The sequence below is a fragment of the Pseudomonas sp. GW821-FHT03C07 genome (assembly GCF_059420925.1).
This window is the reverse complement of sequence record NZ_JBWKUQ010000008.1, coordinates 141,402-160,061: the sequence shown is the minus strand read 5'-3', so window position 1 is coordinate 160,061 and position 18,660 is coordinate 141,402. Positions and strand designations below refer to the sequence as shown.

The 18,660-nt window shown below is 62.0% G+C and carries 19 protein-coding genes; 9 read left to right on the top strand and 10 right to left on the bottom strand.

All coding sequences use genetic code 11. From position 1 onward, the window contains the following. Positions 1–75: 75 nt before the first annotated feature. The 4 genes from AC07VG_RS17605 (at position 76) to AC07VG_RS17590 (ending at position 5,677) form a co-directional block, all read left to right on the top strand. Entirely contained in the window at positions 76–414 is a 339-nt protein-coding gene (locus tag AC07VG_RS17605) for a hypothetical protein (protein ID WP_495000163.1), read from the top strand. A 254-nt stretch (positions 415–668) separates the two neighbouring features. After that, the gene (locus AC07VG_RS17600) at positions 669–5,111 is read left to right on the top strand and encodes an RHS repeat-associated core domain-containing protein (protein WP_495000164.1); all 4,443 of its coding nucleotides are present in this window, start codon (positions 669–671) and stop codon (positions 5,109–5,111) included. After that, positions 5,108–5,377 (top strand): hypothetical protein, encoded by a 270-nt coding sequence (locus AC07VG_RS17595; RefSeq protein WP_495000165.1) that lies wholly within the window; start codon positions 5,108–5,110, stop codon positions 5,375–5,377. Before AC07VG_RS17600 ends, AC07VG_RS17595 begins: the two co-directional genes overlap by 4 nt. A gap of 60 nt (positions 5,378–5,437) precedes the next feature. After that, positions 5,438–5,677: a hypothetical protein gene (locus AC07VG_RS17590; RefSeq protein ID WP_495021610.1), complete on the top strand. Its 240-nt coding sequence runs from the start codon at positions 5,438–5,440 to the stop codon at positions 5,675–5,677. Between the two features lie 334 nt (positions 5,678–6,011). Here the strand turns inward: AC07VG_RS17590 and AC07VG_RS17585 are convergent, their stop codons facing one another. From AC07VG_RS17585 to AC07VG_RS17575, 3 genes are all read right to left on the bottom strand, one after another. Further along, on the bottom strand, positions 6,012–6,287 hold the full coding sequence (locus AC07VG_RS17585) for an HU family DNA-binding protein (protein WP_040071769.1): 276 nt from the start codon (positions 6,285–6,287) through the stop codon (positions 6,012–6,014). Positions 6,288–6,475: 188 nt separating this feature from the next. Next, positions 6,476–7,624, bottom strand: coding sequence for an NAD(P)/FAD-dependent oxidoreductase (locus tag AC07VG_RS17580; RefSeq protein WP_495000167.1), 1,149 nt, complete (start codon positions 7,622–7,624; stop codon positions 6,476–6,478). Positions 7,625–7,666: 42 nt separating this feature from the next. Continuing rightward, the gene (locus AC07VG_RS17575; protein ID WP_495000168.1) at positions 7,667–7,834 is read right to left on the bottom strand and encodes a rubredoxin; all 168 of its coding nucleotides are present in this window, start codon (positions 7,832–7,834) and stop codon (positions 7,667–7,669) included. A gap of 203 nt (positions 7,835–8,037) precedes the next feature. On the opposite strand from AC07VG_RS17575, the gene AC07VG_RS17570 reads away from it, so the two are divergent. Then, positions 8,038–8,601, top strand: coding sequence for a chorismate--pyruvate lyase family protein (locus AC07VG_RS17570; protein ID WP_495021609.1), 564 nt, complete (start codon positions 8,038–8,040; stop codon positions 8,599–8,601). Continuing rightward, the gene (ubiA, locus tag AC07VG_RS17565; protein WP_495000170.1) at positions 8,601–9,491 is read left to right on the top strand and encodes a 4-hydroxybenzoate octaprenyltransferase; all 891 of its coding nucleotides are present in this window, start codon (positions 8,601–8,603) and stop codon (positions 9,489–9,491) included. The genes AC07VG_RS17570 and ubiA overlap by 1 nt, the downstream gene beginning before the upstream one ends. 146 nt (positions 9,492–9,637) lie before the next feature. Here ubiA and AC07VG_RS17560 read toward each other — a convergent pair whose 3' ends face one another. After that, complete coding sequence (locus AC07VG_RS17560) at positions 9,638–10,015, bottom strand: COG4315 family predicted lipoprotein (RefSeq protein ID WP_495000171.1); 378 nt, start codon at positions 10,013–10,015, stop codon at positions 9,638–9,640. 154 nt (positions 10,016–10,169) lie between these two features. On the opposite strand from AC07VG_RS17560, the gene phoB reads away from it, so the two are divergent. The 3 genes from phoB (at position 10,170) to AC07VG_RS17545 (ending at position 13,770) form a co-directional block, all read left to right on the top strand. Beyond that, positions 10,170–10,859: a phosphate regulon transcriptional regulator PhoB gene (gene phoB, locus AC07VG_RS17555; protein WP_003176964.1), complete on the top strand. Its 690-nt coding sequence runs from the start codon at positions 10,170–10,172 to the stop codon at positions 10,857–10,859. Between the two features lie 107 nt (positions 10,860–10,966). Then, positions 10,967–12,289, top strand: coding sequence for a phosphate regulon sensor histidine kinase PhoR (phoR, locus tag AC07VG_RS17550; RefSeq protein WP_495000172.1), 1,323 nt, complete (start codon positions 10,967–10,969; stop codon positions 12,287–12,289). A 137-nt stretch (positions 12,290–12,426) separates the two neighbouring features. Next, a complete protein-coding gene (locus AC07VG_RS17545; protein ID WP_495000173.1) occupies positions 12,427–13,770 on the top strand; it encodes a hemolysin family protein in 1,344 nt (447 codons plus the stop codon). 116 nt (positions 13,771–13,886) lie between these two features. Here the strand turns inward: AC07VG_RS17545 and AC07VG_RS17540 are convergent, their stop codons facing one another. The 6 genes from AC07VG_RS17540 to pstB all read right to left on the bottom strand — a co-directional run bounded on the left by AC07VG_RS17540 (position 13,887) and on the right by pstB (position 18,521). Then, positions 13,887–14,780 (bottom strand): peptidoglycan DD-metalloendopeptidase family protein, encoded by an 894-nt coding sequence (locus AC07VG_RS17540; RefSeq protein ID WP_495021608.1) that lies wholly within the window; start codon positions 14,778–14,780, stop codon positions 13,887–13,889. A gap of 64 nt (positions 14,781–14,844) precedes the next feature. Further along, the gene (locus tag AC07VG_RS17535) at positions 14,845–15,150 is read right to left on the bottom strand and encodes a helix-turn-helix domain-containing protein (protein WP_495000175.1); all 306 of its coding nucleotides are present in this window, start codon (positions 15,148–15,150) and stop codon (positions 14,845–14,847) included. Then, entirely contained in the window at positions 15,147–15,479 is a 333-nt protein-coding gene (locus tag AC07VG_RS17530; RefSeq protein WP_495000176.1) for a type II toxin-antitoxin system RelE/ParE family toxin, read from the bottom strand. Before AC07VG_RS17530 ends, AC07VG_RS17535 begins: the two co-directional genes overlap by 4 nt. A gap of 247 nt (positions 15,480–15,726) precedes the next feature. Beyond that, positions 15,727–16,653, bottom strand: coding sequence for a response regulator (locus AC07VG_RS17525; RefSeq protein ID WP_495000177.1), 927 nt, complete (start codon positions 16,651–16,653; stop codon positions 15,727–15,729). 159 nt (positions 16,654–16,812) lie between these two features. Further along, positions 16,813–17,574, bottom strand: a complete 762-nt coding sequence (gene phoU, locus AC07VG_RS17520) for a phosphate signaling complex protein PhoU (RefSeq protein ID WP_121135576.1) — start codon at positions 17,572–17,574, stop codon at positions 16,813–16,815. Between the two features lie 113 nt (positions 17,575–17,687). Next, positions 17,688–18,521 (bottom strand): phosphate ABC transporter ATP-binding protein PstB, encoded by an 834-nt coding sequence (gene pstB, locus AC07VG_RS17515; RefSeq protein ID WP_495000178.1) that lies wholly within the window; start codon positions 18,519–18,521, stop codon positions 17,688–17,690. Positions 18,522–18,660: the final 139 nt, after the last annotated feature.

Here is an 18,660-nt window from a genome sequence, read left to right as displayed (position 1 = left end):
GTCAAAAGCACCATCCTCAGCGTGGTCTATCCTTGAGTCGTCACTAGAGCCGGACCTCGACACAGGAGACAGCGAATGGATGCACGAGAAAGAGCGTTGATGCGGGCCAGCGTGGCCTTGGGGTTGCTGATCAGCACCCTGAAGAAGCACGATCTGGAAGCCCCCCTTTCCCTGGACGATCCACATTTCAAGGAGCTGATCACTCACCTGCGGGACAACTTGCTGGAGGCGCAGGCGGACGAGAGCGTTTCCAGTGTCATGGTCTCGATCAACAAGGCCTTCACCGATGGCGTGCGGCTCAGTGCCCGCAGCGTGGGGAGCTTGTTGACGGCACTGAAGAAGGTCGATGGACTGCTCAAGGAGGCCGGGGAGAGGCACGCGCCGTTGCAGTTGGCCCAGGTGAGCGCGGGCTGAAAGGCAGCCCCTGTAGGAGCCAGCTTGCTGGCGATGAGGCCAGTACATCTTGCACCATCTGTCCGGTCGCCATCGCCAGCAAGCTGGCTCCTACAAAAGGGCCGCGGCGTTTGTGAGGGCGTGTGCCCGCTATTTGCTCGACAACTGTGATCCACCACCACAATCACAGTAGGAATAATTTCCCGCCAACATCAGATCATTCATACTCCGCACCGCTCTTGACCTGATGATGGACCACTTGTCGATGACCTTTCATGTCTGACCCGCTCTGGGCTGCCCGCCTGGGCGATGCGCTGTCCCATACCTCGATGATGGCCGATATTCTCGGCGGCGTGCTCGAGGTCGCGGCCAACGTGGCAATCACCGCACTGGCCACCGCCGCCGTGGTCGCCGCCACCGGGCTCACCGTCGCCACCGGCGGGCTCGGGGCCTGCGTGCTGGGCGCGGTGATCGGGGTGGTCGTCGGCGTCGCCATGAGCAAGACCGGCACCGACAAGGGCCTGAGCAAGCTGTGCGAGGGCATCGGTAACGCGCTATTTCCGCCCACGGTGCAGGCGACGATCCTCAGCGGCTCCACCGACACCCTGATCAACTCGATTCCCGCCGCCCGCGCTGCCGGCGCGCTGCCGTCCCATGTGGAAGCGGCCGGTACGCCCGACAGCGAAGAGCCGCCCCAGGAAGCCAGCTACCTGGATATCGCCAAGGGCTTCTTCGCCCAGATGTGGCGACCCACAGTGGCAACGCCCGCCCCCGGTGTCGTGCCCAAGCCACTGGACCTGGTGACCTGCACCAAGCATCCGCCGATGCCGCCGCAGTTTCTCGCCGAAGGTTCGAAAAAAGTCAGCATCAACGGCCAACCCGCCGTGCGCAGTGGCGACCGCAGTACTTGCGATGCCACCGTCGTCTCCTCGGGACTGATCTCGCCCAACGTCACCATCGGCGGCGGTTCGGTGGTGGTGCGCGAGATCCGCAGCGGCAAGACGCCCGGCGTCGGCTTGGCCATTACCGCGCTGATGATGCTCAAGGGCAGCAAGGGCAAGTTCCTCAGCAACCTGCCCTGCATGCTGATGGCCGGGGTCAATTCCTTTGTCACCAGCCAGGCCATCGGCGCCCTGACCAATGCCATCGCCGGTTCGCCAAACCCGGTGCACGCCGCCACCGGCGCCAAGGTGCTGGGTGGTCTGGACGATCTGGACTTCGCCCTGCCGGGGCTGCTGCGCCTGGACTGGCAACGCTTCTACAACAGCCGCGACGAGCGTCACAACGGCCTGTTCGGCGCGGGTTGGAGCGTGTCGTATGAAGTCAGCGTACAGGTCGAAGCACACCCCGAGGGCGGCGAACGGCTGATCTACACCGACGAACAGGCCCGGCGTATCGACATGGGCTCGATAGCGCTGGGCGGCGCAGTGTTCAGTGCCGGTGAAGGCTTGAGTGTCCGTCGTCATGGCAATGGTCAGTTATTGATCGAAAGCGACGACGGCCTCTATCGACTCTTCGAAGCACTGCCAGGCGAGCCGACTCATTTGCGCCTGACGCAACTGGGTGACCGCAACGACAACCGGATCTATCTCGACTACGACGAGTCAGGGCGACTGCTTCGTCTGCGCGACACCTTCGATCTCGTCCAGGCCCAACTGATCTATAGCGACACATGGCCGAACCGGGTCAGCCGCATCGAGCGCCGGTACCCGGACCGCCCGAACGAGTTGCTGGTGAGCTACACCTACGACCTGCGCGGTGACTTGGCACAGGTGCTGGATGCCACCGGCCATGCACAACGGCGCTTCGCCTACGACGACGGGCAGCGGCTGGTCGAGCACCAACTGTCCGTCGGCCTGCGCTGTTTCTATCAGTGGGCACAGGTGGACGGTCGCGAATGGCGAGTGGTGCGACACTGGACCGACGAGGGCGATGAGTATGCCTTCGACTACGACATGGCCGCCGGAACCACCCGCGTCACCGACAACCTCAAGCGCACCAGCACCCGACGTTGGAACCCGCAACACCAGATCACCGAATACACCGACAACCTCGGCCAGACCTGGCAGTTCCAGTGGAACGACGAACGCCAGTTGCTCGGCGCCACCGATCCCCAGGGCGGCCAATACCAATTCAGCTACGACGAAGCCGGCAACCTGAGCACCACCCAGGACCCGTTGGGCCGAAGCGAATCGACCCTGTGGCTGGAACACTGGGCCTTGCCGCTGGTGGAGACCGACGCAGCGGGTAACAGCTGGCAGTTCCGCTATGACAACCGTGGCAACTGCATCCAGGAAACCAATCCGCTGGGGCACGTCACCCGCTATCGCGTCGATGCCCAGGGGCAGACCGTCGAGATCATCGACGCCAGCGGCAAAAGCAAAACCCTGCGCTGGAGCCCCCTCGGCCAGTTGCTCGAACATATCGACTGCTCCGGCTACCCGACGCGCCTGGGTTACGACGAGCGCGGCCTGTTGCGGACCGTCACCGATGCCCTGGGCGAGCGCACACAGTACGACTACGACACCCAGGGCCGCCTGCTGAGCAGCCAGTTGCCGGACGGCCGCACGCACCAGTACCAGCGCAACGCCGATGGCCAGTTGATCGGTTACACCGACCCGGCCGGACAGACCACCGCCTACCGCTACGACCGTCGCGGCCAGGTACGCCAGCGCATCGATGCCAGCGGTCGGCAGGTGCAGTTCAGCTACGACGCCTATGGACGCTTGCAGGCGCTGACCAATGAGAACGGCGAAAGCTATCGCTTCGCCTGGGATGCCGGCGACCGCCTGGTGGAACAGCAGGACCTGGACGGCAGTGCCCGCCGCTACACCTACAACGCCCGGAACGATGTCACTCGCGTCGATACCCTGCCCGCACCCCATGGCAGCGGCCTGGCGGTGGTCCCCGCAACGCCGGTCGCACCGATTGTCCATCACCTCGAACGCGACGTTGCCGGACGCCTGACAGCGAAAATCACCGACGATGGCCGCACCGAATACAACTACGACGCGCTGGATCAACTGACGGCAGTCACCTTTACCGACAATGACGGCCAGGCACAGAGCCTGGGCTTCGCCTACGACGCCCTTGGCCAGTTGCTGGAAGAACAAAGCTCGGCGGGCAGCCTCCAGCATCACTACGACGAACTGGGCAATCTGATCCAGACGCAGTTGCCGGATGGCCGCTGGCTCAATCGGCTGTACTACGGCAGCGGCCATCTGCACCAGATCAATCTGGACGGTCGGGTCATCAGCGACTTCGAGCGCGACCGCCTGCACCGCGAGGTGCTGCGGACCCAAGGTCAGCTCGACACCCGCAGCGAATACGACCGCGCCGGACGCCTGCGCTCGCGCCTGCGCCGCCCGATCAACCAACCCTCGGCGTTGCCCGCGCCAACGCAGCAACATTTCGACTACGACCCCGCCGATCACCTGGTCGGCCGCCTCGACCAACAGCCCGGCGGCACCCATCGGCAGTTGATGCACCACGACGCCAGCGGTCGCATCGTCGCCAGCCAGGACAGCGTCCAGGGCCAGAACGAGACCTTCGCCTACGATGCCGCCGCCAACCTGCTGGACGGCCCCCAGGGTGGCCGGGTGCTGCATAACAAGCTGCTGACCTACCAGGACAAACGCTACCGCTACGACGCCTTCGGCCGGATGATCGAGAAGCGCAGCGGCAGTCATCGGGTCCAGCGCTTCGCCTACGATGCCGAACACCGCTTGATCGAGGTGCGCAACCAGGACGGCGCGCGGGATACCGTGGTGCGCATGAGCTACGACCCGCTGGGCCGGCGCATCGCCAAGAGCGAGCACGACAGCCACGGCTACCCCTTGGGCGAAACCCGCTTCACCTGGGACGGTCTGCGCCTGCTGCAAGAGCACCGACACAGCCTGAGCAGCCTCTACCTTTACGCGGACGACGGCCACGAGCCACTGGCCCGGGTCGACGGCGGTGGCGCATTGCAGAAAGTCCGCTATTACCACAATGACCCGAGCGGCTTGCCCGAACAACTGACGGAAAACGACGGCCATGTGGTCTGGCAGGCCCGCTACCGGGTCTGGGGCAATACCGTCAGCGAAACCCGCGAGCCGTATTACCTGGAAGAGCAGAACCTGCGCTTCCAGGGGCAGTACCTGGACCGGGAAACCGGCCTGCACTACAACACCTTCCGCTTCTATGACCCGGATATCGGCCGCTTCACCACGCCCGACCCGATCGGCCTGACCGGTGGCATCAATCTGTATGCCTATGCGCCAAATCCGCTGACGTGGATCGACCCGCTGGGGCTAAGCTGTGGCCCTTCGGGTAAAGTGCCGATTACCCGTAACTCCGCGCGCAAGCTGCTGAAAAGCCGGGGGCTGAACCAAAAAATCCAGCGTGAAACCGTCGACAGCTTCCAGGGGCAGATCTACGCCACCCGAGGCAAGAAAGGCGATGTGTTCACCATCACCGAGCACAAACCAGGTACCGCTTCGCAAATCTATGTCACCCGAGGGTCGGCGGGCGCGACCGCCGCGGACAGGCGCGCGAACCTGGCATTGCCCAACAGCAACAGTGCGGTCCACGAGGGCCAGGTCGCCCTCACCCGCGACCAGGTCCTGCTGGAAGGCCGAGTGGCGCCACAACCACAATGGGGCGCGGACAAGGTCGGCGGCGGATGGCAAGTCGTCACCGCTGGCGGACGATATTCAGGAGCAACGGAACGGCTATGAACCTCAAAGAATGCAACGACACCCTCTGCGATCTGCTGAGACGTTCGGGTTATGAAGACGAGGCCGATGAAATCCAGGCGCTGGTAGACATCGTACTGGACCCGGCTAGCAGCGACAGCCAGCGCAACGAAGCGATCAAGAACCTGACGATGCGCTGCCATCCCAAATGGTTGGGGGACTTTTTCATCGACGGCATGACCTACCCGCAATGGACCGATCTCATTACTCACTTCGAAAAGCTGCTCAATCGCCAGCGACGCCCATGACCGTGGCGTGACCAGAGCGCCTCGAACCTGCCGTCCCCTGGTATGCCATTGAACGCTTTATTGAGCGCATTGGACACGCTGATCGCGCAGTTGCAGAAAAGCCGCAACGAGTCCGTGCAGTTTTTCATCGACAAGGCTGCTGAACTCAGAGTCGCAGGCTACGTTCGCGAGCCCCTGGAAAGGCTCTCGACCTGCCGGGCCATGGCCCAATATGGCGACTTTTCCCACACAATGGAGAGCCAGCTGGAAGCGGTGGTCGATGCGGCCGCGGCCTGCCTGGCAGCCCTGCCGAAACCCTGAGACCGCCATCGCCGCGGAACATCGCCCCGACCAGCCGGCTCTCAAAAAGGCTGGGCACGACACTATTTTGATGGCGGAACACGTATCTGATGTGGGAGCGGAGCTTGCCCGCGAAGGGGCCCGTGAGAACGCTAAAAGCTTCGCGGGCAAGCTCCGCTCCCACATTGATATCCGCTCGTCTGCAGATTTTTGATTCGGCACTGAACAGTGGGCCGGCTTGCTGGCGATGGGCCCTTACGATAGCGCCGCAGAAATGAAAAATGGGCACCCGATCCGATCGGCGTGCCCATTTTTTCTACAGCCCTCCCCTTGCTCCGGGAGTGGTACCTGACGCTTACGGGTTGACGCTATCTTTGAGCGACTTACCCGGTTTGAACGCGACGGTATTGCTGGCCTTGATCTTCACCGGCTCGCCGGTTTGCGGGTTCTTGCCGGTACGGGCACCGCGATGACGTTGCAGGAAGGTACCGAAACCCACCAGGGTGACGCTGTCTTTGCGGTGCAGCGCGCCAGTGATTTCTTCAAGGACGGCGTTGAGCACGCGGCTGGCCTGTTCTTTCGTGAGGTCCGCTTTTTCAGCAATTGCAGCGGCGAGTTCTGGTTTACGCATAATGAAGCCTCTTTGACGGTTTTTTGTTGTTATGTCCGTGCTGTTCTTCCGGAACAGCGCCCAAAGCGCCGCAGGCTCTACTCTGCGGCAGACGGGAGTGAGGATGGCACGAGGCAAGGCCCCGCGCCAGTCTCGTTACGACCTTTGTAGCGGCAAAAACCGGGTGTTTACGACAGAAGGACCGCTATTTACGCCAGCAACGGCGGCAGCTCCTTGTTCAGGGCCAGTTTTTCCATCACCGCCGCGCCCGTCAGGGCATAGCCCAGCAGCCGACCGCTGGTGTCGCGGCACAAGGCCTTGATGTCGGCGCCCTGCCCTTCGACCGTCCAGCCCCCTTCGCAGCCACGCGGCGGCGGCGACACCACCAACGGGCACACTGGCGTCTTCACGGTGATCGGCATGGCGCCGTAGCTCACTGCGGTGGCATTGCCGGCCAGGGTCTGGGCCAGCGCCCGGGCGCAGCTCATCAGCGGCATGACGTACAGCAGATTCAGGCCGTCGACCTCGGCGCAATCGCCCAGGGCGTAGATATTGGCGTGGGAGGTTTTCAGGTGGCGATCGACCACCACCCCGCGATTGACCTGCAAACCGGCCGCCGCCGCCAGGTCGATGCGCGGACGCAGGCCGATGGCCGAGACCACCACGTCGCAGGCCACCGTGGCGCCATCCGACAGGTGCGCCTCGAGGTGATCGCCGCTGCGTTGCAGACGGGTCAGCACCGGGCCCAGGTGGAAACGCGCACCAAGGCTTTCCAGGCCCGCCTGCACGGCAGCCGCCGCCGCCGGGTGCAGCAGCGTCGGCATGACCTGTTCACAAGGCGCGACCAGTTCGACCTGGTAACCGCCGAGGATCAGATCATTGGCGAATTCACAACCGATCAGCCCGGCGCCCAGCAACAGCACGCGCTGCTTGCCCGCCGCCGCCGCGCGGAAGCGCGCGTAGTCTTCCAGGTCGTTGATCGGGAAGATCGCCTCGGGGGCATCGCCTTCCACCGGCACCCGCACGGTTTCCGCGCCCCAAGCCAGGATCAGGTCACGGTAGTACAGCGCTTCCTCGCCGATCCACAGGCGCTTGTGGCCCGGGTCGATGCCGCTGATGCGGGTATGGGTGCGGATCTCGGCCTTGAGCTGCTCGGCCATGGCCCCGGGTTCGGCCATGCTCAGGCCGTCGGCATCCTTGTTCTTGCCAAAGCCGGTGGACAACATGGGCTTGGAGTAGGAACGCCCGTCGTCGGCGGTGATCAGCAGCAGCGGGGTTTCGCTGTCGAGCTTGCGAAACTCCCGGGCCAGGTTGTAACCGGCCAGCCCGGTACCGACGATCACGACAGGTGCGCTCATTCCTTTCTCCAGATCCATTGATTCTGTTTAAAAATTGATCAATCAGCCGATTTCGATCATTTCGAAATCCATTTTGCCGACGCCGCAGTCCGGGCACAGCCAGTCTTCCGGAACATCCTGCCAGAGGGTGCCGGCTGCAATACCGTCATCCGGCCAGCCTTCGGCTTCGTTATAGATCAACCCGCAGACCACACATTGCCACTTCTTCATCTCGTTACTTCCTCGGTTCCCAGGCGTTTGACGGCACGGACAGTCGATGGTTACAGCGTTGCCGTCCGGCTCAGGGCGTTTTGTACTGATCGAAGGCCGCCGATGCAAGCACGATCGACAGCGCTCATGACCCAGGCGCTCTAAATGGCCGGACCGCCTGTGATAAGCTCGACGCCTCACTGGCTGCCAATCAACTGCCCATCGTGCCGCACAAAGCCCCCGTTCCAGCGTCTCCCGTCTGGCTCACGCAGAGCCGGCTGACCGTCCCGCCAGACGCACAAACCCTCAACTGGTTGTTTGACGAAGGTTCTCTTACTCGTCGCCTGACAGCACTTTCCGATAACGCTTTCAGTGTCACGCCGCTGTTCGAGGGCTGGCAACCCCTGCGCGACGACGAGTGCGCCGCGTTGGAGTTGCCCGGTGAAAGCCTGGGCTGGGTGCGCGAAGTGTATTTGCGCGGTCATGGCCAGCCCTGGGTGTTCGCCCGCAGTGTCGCGGCACAGAGTGCCTTGCGCGAAGGCGGCCTGAATATGGACGAGTTGGGCAGTCGCTCACTGGGTGAACTGCTGTTCTGCGACCAGGCGTTCGAGCGCCAGGCCATCGAAGTCTGCCATTACCCGGAGCCCTGGCTACCGCCAGAGCATCGCGCCGATAACCTCTGGGGTCGCCGCTCGCGCTTCAATCGCGGGCCGCTGAGCCTGCTGGTGGCGGAAATTTTCCTGCCGAGCCTGTGGCACGCCGTCAGTGCCTGTGCGGAGAACTGCTGATGTACCTGAACCTGCTCAAATCCCTGAGCCGCCTGCACCCACGGGCCTGGGACTTTCTCCAGCTGACCCGCATGGACAAGCCCATCGGCATTTACCTGCTGTTGTGGCCGACCCTGAGCGCGCTGTGGATCGCGGCCAAGGGCGTGCCATCGCTGGGCAACCTGCTGATCTTCACCCTCGGCGTGATCCTGACCCGCGCCGGTGGTTGCGCCATCAATGACTTCGCCGACCGCAAGGTCGACGGCCACGTCAAACGCACCGAGCAACGGCCCCTGGCGGCCGGGCGGATCAGCGGCAAGGAAGCCCTGGCGGTGTTCGCCCTGCTGATGGGGATCAGTTTCCTGATGGTGCTGTGCACCAACGCGACCACGGTGTGGTTGTCCTTCGGCGCCCTGGCGGTAGCGGCCTGCTATCCATTTATGAAGCGCTACACCTATTACCCGCAAGTAGTGCTGGGCGCGGCGTATTCCTGGGGCATCCTGATGGCCTTCACCGCCGAGACCGGCAGCCTGCCCGCCACGGCCTGGTTGCTGTATATCGCCAACCTGCTGTGGACAGTGGCGTTCGACACCTATTACGCCATGACCGACCGTGAGGACGACCTGAAGATCGGCGTGAAATCCACCGCCATTTTGTTTGGCGAAGCTGATCGGGTGATTATCCTGACCTTGCAGGGCCTGATGCTCGGCTGCCTGCTGCTGGCCGGGGCGCGCTTCGAGCTGGGGGGTTGGTTCCATATCGGCCTTTTAGCGGCCGCGGCGTGCTTTGCCTGGGAATTCTGGGTCACCCGGAATAAAGACCCGCAGCTCTGCTTCAAAATGTTCCTGCACAACCACTGGGCGGGGTTGGCGATTTTCCTCGGGGTAGTGCTGGATTACGCCGCGCGCTGATCAACCGAAGTCGATACAACACGCAACACCAGGCAGCCCCCGAAACCTGTAGGAGCCGGCTTGCCGGCGATAAGGGCCTTGAGCCCTGCATCGCCCATCCGGACGCCATCGCCAGCAAGCCGGCTCCTACAAGGGACCGCGCTGAATCAGTGCTTGGCCATGTGCCACATGCCGCCTTTACCGTCACCCAAGGCGTCTCCGGGCTTGGCGTCCATCTTGAAGGTGTACATCGGCTTGCCGTCATGCGCCCACTGCATCATGCCGTCGTCGCGCTTGATCACCGTCCACTTGCCCTCGGCCTTGGCGTCCGCAGGAGCCATCATCGGCGGCCAATTCTCGGCGCACTTGTCGGTGCACATGGATTTACCACCCTTGTCCTTATCAAAGGTGTACAACGTCATGCCCTTGCTATCGACCATCTTGCCGTCTTTCATCATGGCCGGCTCGGCCGCGAAAACCAGGGTCGGCAGCGTTAACGCCGCCGTTACCATCAAGGCTTTCAACGAAAACGAAGAGTGAGTCATGAGAACCTTCCTTTTGTGGTTGTAGGATTCGAACCCTCAGCGTAGCCCATGAATATGACCGTTGCGGCTTGTCGAAAAAAGCTGTCACATGACTGCAATAATTTCGTTATCTAATGCGGCGCAAGACAGTTAAATGACACGAGGGTGAAGGGATATGGTTGGCAGGAGCATTCTGATCGTCGACGACGAAGCGCCCATCCGCGAGATGATCGCCGTGGCGTTGGAAATGGCCGGCTATGACTGCCTGGAAGCGGAAAACTCCCAGCAGGCCCATGCGATCATTGTTGATCGCAAACCCGACCTGATTCTGCTCGACTGGATGCTCCCCGGCACCTCGGGCATCGAGCTGGCCCGGCGCCTCAAGCGCGACGAGCTGACCGGCGACATCCCGATCATCATGCTCACCGCCAAGGGCGAAGAGGACAACAAGATCCAGGGGCTTGAAGTCGGCGCCGATGACTACATCACCAAGCCGTTCTCCCCACGGGAACTGGTAGCCCGCCTCAAGGCGGTACTGCGCCGCGCCGGCCCGACCGACGGCGAAGCCCCCATCGAAGTCGGTGGCCTGCTGCTCGATCCCATCAGCCACCGGGTGACCATCGACGGCAAGCCCGCGGAAATGGGCCCCACCGAATACCGTTTGTTGCAGTTCTTCATGACCCACCAGGAACGCGCCTACACCCGCGGCCAGTTGCTGGACCAGGTCTGGGGCGGCAATGTCTATGTCGAGGAGCGCACCGTCGACGTACATATCCGCCGTCTGCGCAAAGCCTTGGGCGATGCCTACGAGAATCTGGTACAAACCGTGCGCGGCACCGGCTATCGTTTCTCCACCAAGGGTTGAGAACGGCTGCAAACGACCCGCCACACATCGGTCACCGAGCGGCTTCAAACTTGCAGCGTTGAAGCTCGCCGCTCGGAACGGCTTCGCCTCCAAGGACGCATGTTGAAGTGAATCAAAACTGGCATGGCACCCTGATCCGCCATCTGTTGTTGCTGGTGACCGGCTGCCTGGTGGCAGGCTTGGCCAGTGGCTATTACGGCTGGAGCCTGGCCGTCGGCTTGGGGCTTTACCTGGGCTGGACCCTCAAACAACTGCTGCGCCTGCACCAATGGCTGCGCCAGCACAAACCCGAAGAAGCGCCGCCAGACGGCTACGGCCTGTGGGGCGATGTGTTCGACAGCATCTACCACCTGCAACGTCGCGACCAGCGCGTGCGCGGGCGCCTGCAAGCGGTGATCGACCGCGTCCAGGAGTCCACCGCCGCCCTCAAGGACGCGGTAATCATGCTCGACAGCGACGGCAACCTGGAATGGTGGAACCGCGCCGCCGAAACCCTGCTGGGCCTCAAGACGCCCCAGGACAGCGGCCAGCCGGTGACCAACCTGGTGCGTCATCCACGCTTCAAGGAATACTTCGAGCAGGAAAGTTACGCCGAACCGCTGGAAATCCCCTCGCCGACCAATGACCGGCTGCGCATCCAGCTCTATATCACCCGCTATGGCAACAACGAGCACCTGATGCTGGTGCGCGACGTAACCCGCATCCATCAGTTGGAACAGATGCGCAAGGACTTCGTCGCCAACGTCTCCCATGAGCTGCGCACGCCACTGACGGTGATCTCCGGCTACCTGGAAACCCTGCTCGACAACGTCGAAGAGGTGAATCCGCGTTGGGTTCGTGCCCTGCAGCAGATGCAGCAGCAAGGCAGCCGCATGCAGACCCTGCTCAACGACCTGCTGTTGCTGGCCAAGCTGGAAGCCACCGACTACCCCTCGGACAACCAGCCGGTGCGTATCGACACGCTGTTGCAGTCGATCAAGAACGACGCCCAGGCCCTGTCCGGGCAACGCAACCAGACCATCACCCTGGAAGCCGACGGCGCCATCCGCCTCAAGGGCAGCGAGGCGGAACTGCGCAGCGCCTTCTCCAACCTGGTGTTCAATGCCGTCAAATACACCCCGGCCGAAGGCAATATCCGCATTCGCTGGTGGGGCGACGAGCACGGCGCGCACCTGAGCGTGCAGGATTCGGGCATCGGCATCGACAACAAACACCTGCCACGCCTCACCGAACGCTTCTACCGGGTCGACTCCAGCCGCAACTCCAACACCGGCGGCACCGGACTGGGCCTGGCGATCGTCAAACACGTGCTGTTGCGCCACCGCGCGCGCCTGGAAATCAGCAGCGTTCTGGGCCACGGCAGCACCTTTACCTGTCATTTCGCCCCGGCCCAGGTGACGCGCTCAAGCACCAACAACCTGCCCGCCTGAGGCCTGGCCGGGACACCTGTCCGGCCAGGCCACTAGGCAACGGGCGTATCTGTCGCTACATTGGATGGCTTGTGCCTGCCTTTCAGGCCTGCGCCCAACTACTTCAAATTGAAATACGGAACCCGTAAAACCCCATCATGGACCCTTCCCCTAGTAGCTTGACCCTCGCATCGCTCTTCGCCGACTTCGGCATGATTCTTTTCGCTCTGATCCTGGTATTGCTCAACGGTTTCTTCGTTGCGGCCGAATTCGCCATGGTCAAGCTGCGCTCGACCCGGGTCGAGGCCATAGCCCACCAGAACGGCTGGCGCGGACAGATCCTGCGCACCGTGCACAGCCAACTGGACGCCTACCTGTCCGCCTGCCAGCTGGGTATCACCCTGGCCTCCCTGGGCCTGGGCTGGGTCGGCGAGCCGGCCTTCGCCCACCTGATGGAGCCGCTGCTGAGCGCTGTCGGGGTGAACTCCGCCGAAGTGGTCAAGGGCGTGTCGTTCTTTACCGCCTTCTTCATCATTTCCTACCTGCACATCGTGGTCGGTGAGCTGGCACCCAAATCCTGGGCGATCCGCAAGCCCGAGCTGCTGTCGTTGTGGACGGCGGTGCCGCTGTACCTGTTCTACTGGGCGATGTACCCGGCCATCTACCTGCTCAATGCCAGCGCCAACGCCATCCTGCGGATCGCCGGCCAAGGTGAACCCGGCCCGCATCACGAACACCATTACAGCCGTGAAGAACTCAAACTGATCCTGCACTCCAGCCGCGGCCAGGACCCCAGCGACCAGGGCATGCGCGTGCTGGCGTCGGCGGTGGAAATGGGTGAACTGGAAGTGGTCGACTGGGCCAACTCCCGCGAAGACCTGGTGACCCTGGACTGCAATGCGCCGCTCAAGGAAATCCTCGCACTGTTCCGTCGCCACAAGTTCAGCCGTTATCCGGTATACGACGCCGAGCGCAACGTGTTCGTCGGTCTGCTGCACATCAAGGACCTGCTACTGGAACTGGCGGCCCTGGACCACATCCCCGAGTCGTTCAACCTCGCCGAACTGACCCGGCCGCTGGAGCGGGTGTCGCGGCATATGCCGCTGTCGCGCCTGCTGGAGCAGTTCCGCCAGGGCGGCTCGCACTTCGCCCTGGTGGAAGAAGCCGACGGCAAGGTGATCGGCTACCTGACCATGGAAGACGTGCTGGAAGTGCTGGTGGGCGATATCCAGGACGAACACCGCAAGACCGAACGCGGCATCCTCGCTTATCAGCCGGGCAAGTTACTGGTGCGTGGTGATACGCCGTTGTTCAAGGTCGAACGCCTGCTGGGCATCGACCTGGACCATATCGAGGCCGAAACCCTCGCCGGGCTGGTCTATGACACCCTGAAGCGGGTGCCGGAAGAGGAAGAAGTACTGGAAGTCGAAGGCCTGCGCATCATCATCAAAAAGATGAAAGGACCGAAGATCATCCTGGCCAAGGTTCTCAAGCTCGACTGACACCACCTGTAGGAGCCAGCTTGCTGGCGATAACGCCTGTAAGGGCAATACAAAGCTCACTGACCTCATCGCCAGCAAGCTGGCTCCTACAGGGTAAGTGGTGCGTTCGACTCTTCCTATTTGCCCCTCAAGGCAAAATTCGGCAACGCCTCCAACGACTGGCTGAACTGATAGGGAATCGACACCAGCCCCATCCCGGTATTGCGCTGTACCACGAAGTGCAGGTGCGGCCCGGTGCTGTTACCCGTGTTGCCCGACAGCGCCAGCGGGCTGCCCACTTCCACCCGCTGGCCTTCGCGCACGCTCACCGAGCCTTGCTTGAGGTGCAGGTACACGCCCATGGTGCCGTCGTCGTGCAACACCCGTACGAAGTTGCCCGAAGGGTTCTTGCCGCCGCCGCTCTGCTCGTTCTCGGTCTTGATCACCACCCCGCTCCGCGCCGCGATGATCGGCGTGCCCACCGGCATGGCGATATCCATCGCGTAACGGCTCTTGGCGCCGAAGTGGCTGTATTGACCATTCGGCCCCTGGGTCAAGCGAAACGGCCCACCGCGCCAGGGAAACGGGTAACGATAGCCCTGGGCCTGCCCGGAAGGGTCGCCAAGGAAATATTGGAACTTGGGGACGTAGCGCATCGGCTCGCCGGTCTGGATCGGCGTGAGCAACGCCAGGCGCTGGTTGCTGCGGGCCGGCAGGACCTTGCGGATCGACTGCGGGGCACCGCTGACGTTCTTCAGCGCACCGAAACCCAGCTCGATCTCCACCGGGGCGTAAAGGTCGTTGCGCACGTAGACCTCATCAAAGCCCTTCTGCTTGCGGATATCCAGGCGCACCTGACGCTCCAGGTGCTCGACCATCCGATCACGAAACACGAAGACCTGGGCACCCGGTGCCGGGCGGTCACTATAGGAGACCACCCCATTGGCATCGGTGTACTTGTAGATCGTCATGGCCGCAGCCGAGGTGGCGGCCACCAACAGACCACAGGAAAGCAGCAGGCGCAGGAACATAAGCGAGAGTCGCCGAATAAAACATGGCGACCAGACTAGCAGGTGGCCAGGGCATTTGTGTGAATCACGCCAGCTGGATGGCCCCGGGACCAAAGCACAGCTCGACGTTCAATTGAGCCGGCTCGGACAGGTTCACCAGCGCATCCAGGGAGAACTTGTCGATCTTGCCGTTCAGCAGGTCATTCAGCCTCGGCTGGGTGATCCCCAGGCGCTTGGCCGCGTCCTTCTGCGACAGCTCCCAGGCGTTGACGCGACTGATCAGCTCCATCATCAACTTGGAGCGCAGGCGCATATTGGCGGCCTCCCGCGGGGTGTCCTCGAGGGCATCCCAGACAGAGGCGAAACGTTCAGTCTTGATCAGGTCGGTCATAGCGTTGTTCCTATCTCCTGCAGTCTGGCCCGTGCCAGTTCAATATCCCGGGTTTCCGTCTTCCGGGTGGTCTTCCTGAAGGCGTGAAGGACATACAGGGCATCCGCCCGGTTAACCACATAAAACACCCGAAATGCTCCACTCTCTTCACTCACCCTGATCTCATAGACGCTCTTGCCTACCGTCTTCATGGGCTTCCAGTTGCAAGGCGCTTCACCTTGTTGCAGAAGGTCCAGCTGAAAACCGACTGCCCTTCGCGCATCCAGCGGGAACGCCTTGAGATCCCTGAGTGAGCTCCCTACAAACACCACATCCTTGTGCCTTGGCATCGATTTCTCCTGTTGCTGACAGGAAAAGCCTAATCAATGGGCGGGAGTTCCGTGGTGCGAGGTTGTTTCAAGACTTGGCTGCAAGGTCGCCACTCAGAGGGTTCTTAAATAGTTTATATCGAAACAGATATAAAACAATCCGAGCGGAAGGATTCGGACGAAAGGCGTTTCGAAGGCCGGGATCAGTATGCAAGGAAGGTCAGGCAAACGGCGCGATGGACAAAGCCACCACGCCGTCAGGTGGGCATCAAGCCCCGGGAACGAAGTGCTTCTGTGCGGTGCCGCGGGCGATCAGGCGGGAGATGTAGTCCAGCTTCTGGGCGTCCTGGTCGACAAAGCGGAAGGTCAGTTGCAGCCATTCACTGTCCGGCTTCGGTTCATGGGCGACGATCGCATGCAGATAGCCATTCAGGCGGGCGATCTCGGCGTTGTCGCCCTGCTCCAGGTCCAGCACCGCGTTTTCCAGCACCTGCGGCAGAACCTCGGTACGGCGCACCACCAGCAAGGCTTCCTTGATGCTCAGCGCCTTGATCACGCACTGCTGGGTGCCGCTGGACAGGCGCAACTGGCCCTGGCCGCGACCGCCCGAGGCTGCCGCGCCGGCCGGCGAGGCGGCGGTGCTCGGACGCACCGGCGGGCTGTTGAGCAGGCCTTTGGACGGCGCCGCCGCGGGGGCTTGCGCAGCCGACGGACTGACCACTTCAGCCCGGCCGCCAGTCAGGGCGCTCAGGGAATCGTTGGCAAACGCCGAGTTGGCCTTGGTTGGTGCGCTGTTCATCAAGGTGTCGAGCTTGCCGACCTTGTGCAACGCCTGCTTGACCTTGGTCAGCAACTGTTCGTTGGTAAACGGCTTGCTGACATAACCGGAAACGCCGGCCTGGATCGCCTGAACCACGTTTTCCTTGTCGCCACGGCTGGTCACCATGACAAACGGCATCGTCTTGAGGTTGTCCTGCTGGCGGCACCAGGTCAGCAACTCCAGACCGGACATTTCCGGCATTTCCCAGTCGCACAACACCAGGTCGAACGCTTCGCGGGCCAGTACCGCCTGGGCCTTGCGACCGTTGACAGCGTCTTCGATCCGGATGCCCGGGAAGTAGTTACGCAGGCATTTCTTCACCAGATCGCGGATGAACGACGCGTCATCCACCACCAACACACTGACTTTACTCATTGACCATTCCTCTGAAAATCCCGGCTAGCATACTGACTAATGGCTATTTGCCAAACGCCGATTAATCACACCGGGACTTTTCGTTCGCGGGTGCGCGTAAATTCGTACGCCACAAACAAAAACGCCCGACCTTAGGCCGGGCGTTTCTCTCGGGCAATCTTACTTATCGTCAGCTTCACCGGGAACATTAGCGGTTTCGGACAAGGTGCCCTCAACTTCCTGGCGCATGCGCTTGAGGCCCATGTGCCGGACATCGGTGCCGCGCACCAGGTAGATCACCAATTCGGAGATGTTACGTGCGTGATCGCCGATCCGCTCCAGGGAACGCAGCACCCAGATGATGCTCAGTACGCGGGTAATCGAGCGCGGGTCTTCCATCATGTAGGTCGCCAGCTCGCGCAGGGCGGTCTTGTACTCGCGGTCGATGATCTTGTCGTACTGCGCCACCGACAACGCCAGTTCGGCGTCGAAGCGGGCAAAGGCATCCAGAGAGTCACGGACCATGTTGCGCACCTGGTCGCCGATATGGCGGACCTCGACATAACCACGTGGCGCCTCGCCTTCCTCGCACAGCTGGATGGCGCGACGGGCGATCTTGGTCGCTTCGTCACCGATGCGCTCCAGGTCGATCACCGACTTGGAGATGCTGATGATCAGCCGCAGGTCGGAAGCCGCGGGCTGGCGACGGGCCAGAATGCGCAGGCATTCCTCGTCGATGTTGCGTTCCATCTGGTTGATCTGGTCGTCGATTTCGCGCACTTGCTGGGCCAAGCCCGAATCGGCTTCGATCAACGCGGTCACCGCATCGTTGACCTGCTTCTCGACCAAACCGCCCATGGCCAGGAGGTGGCTGCGTACTTCTTCCAATTCCGCGTTGAATTGCGCGGAAATGTGATGGGTAAGACCGTCTTTATCAATCATGTTTCGCTCCGCGAAAGCTGCAAGCTTCAAGCTGTAAGCTTCAAGCCGAATAATGAATATGCTCAGGCTGCCCGTGCTTGCCGCTTGTCGCTGGCGACTTGCAGCTCTCCCACCTAGCCATAACGGCCGGTGATGTAATCTTCGGTCTGTTTCTTCGCCGGGTTGGTGAACAGCGTGTCGGTGTCACCGAACTCCACCAGCTTGCCCATGTACATGAATGCGGTGTAGTCGGAAACCCGCGCCGCCTGTTGCATGTTGTGGGTGACGATGACAATAGTGAATTTAGATTTCAGCTCGTAGATCAGTTCTTCGACCTTGAGGGTCGAGATCGGATCGAGCGCCGAGCACGGTTCATCGAGCAGCAACACTTCCGGTTCGACCGCAATGGTCCGGGCGATCACCAGACGCTGTTGCTGACCACCGGACAGGCCCAGGGCCGATTCGTGCAGGCGATCCTTGACCTCTTCCCACAACGCCGCGCCCTTGAGGGCCCATTCCACGGCTTCATCGAGAATACGCTTCTTGTTGATGCCCTGAATACGCAGGCCGTAAACCACGTTTTCGTAGATGGTCTTGGGGAACGGGTTGGGCTTCTGGAACACCATGCCGACCTTGCGACGCAGTTCGGCGACGTCCTCGCCCTTACGGTAGATATTGTTGCCGTAGAGGTTGATTTCACCGTCTACACGGCAACCGTCCACCAGGTCGTTCATGCGGTTGAAGGTGCGCAGCAGTGTCGACTTGCCGCAACCGGACGGGCCGATGAAGGCCGTCACGCGCTGCTTGGGGATATTCATGCTGACGTCGTACAACGCCTGCTTCTCGCCGTAGTACAGGCTCAGTTTCGGGACTTCGATGGCAACGGTTTCGCTCGCCAGGTCCAGGCTCTGCTTGCTACGGCCCAGGGCGGACATGTTGATGCCGTGGGTGTGGGTTTCATGCTGCATGGGGTAACTCCCTGCGCTAACCAATTCGTTGTAGGAGCGAGCTTGCTCGCGATGCGGTCACCCGGATTTGTCTAAATCACCGTGGTGATGCGTCTTTCTTCGCGAGCAAGCTCGCTCCTACAGGGGGGTTGGGTGAATG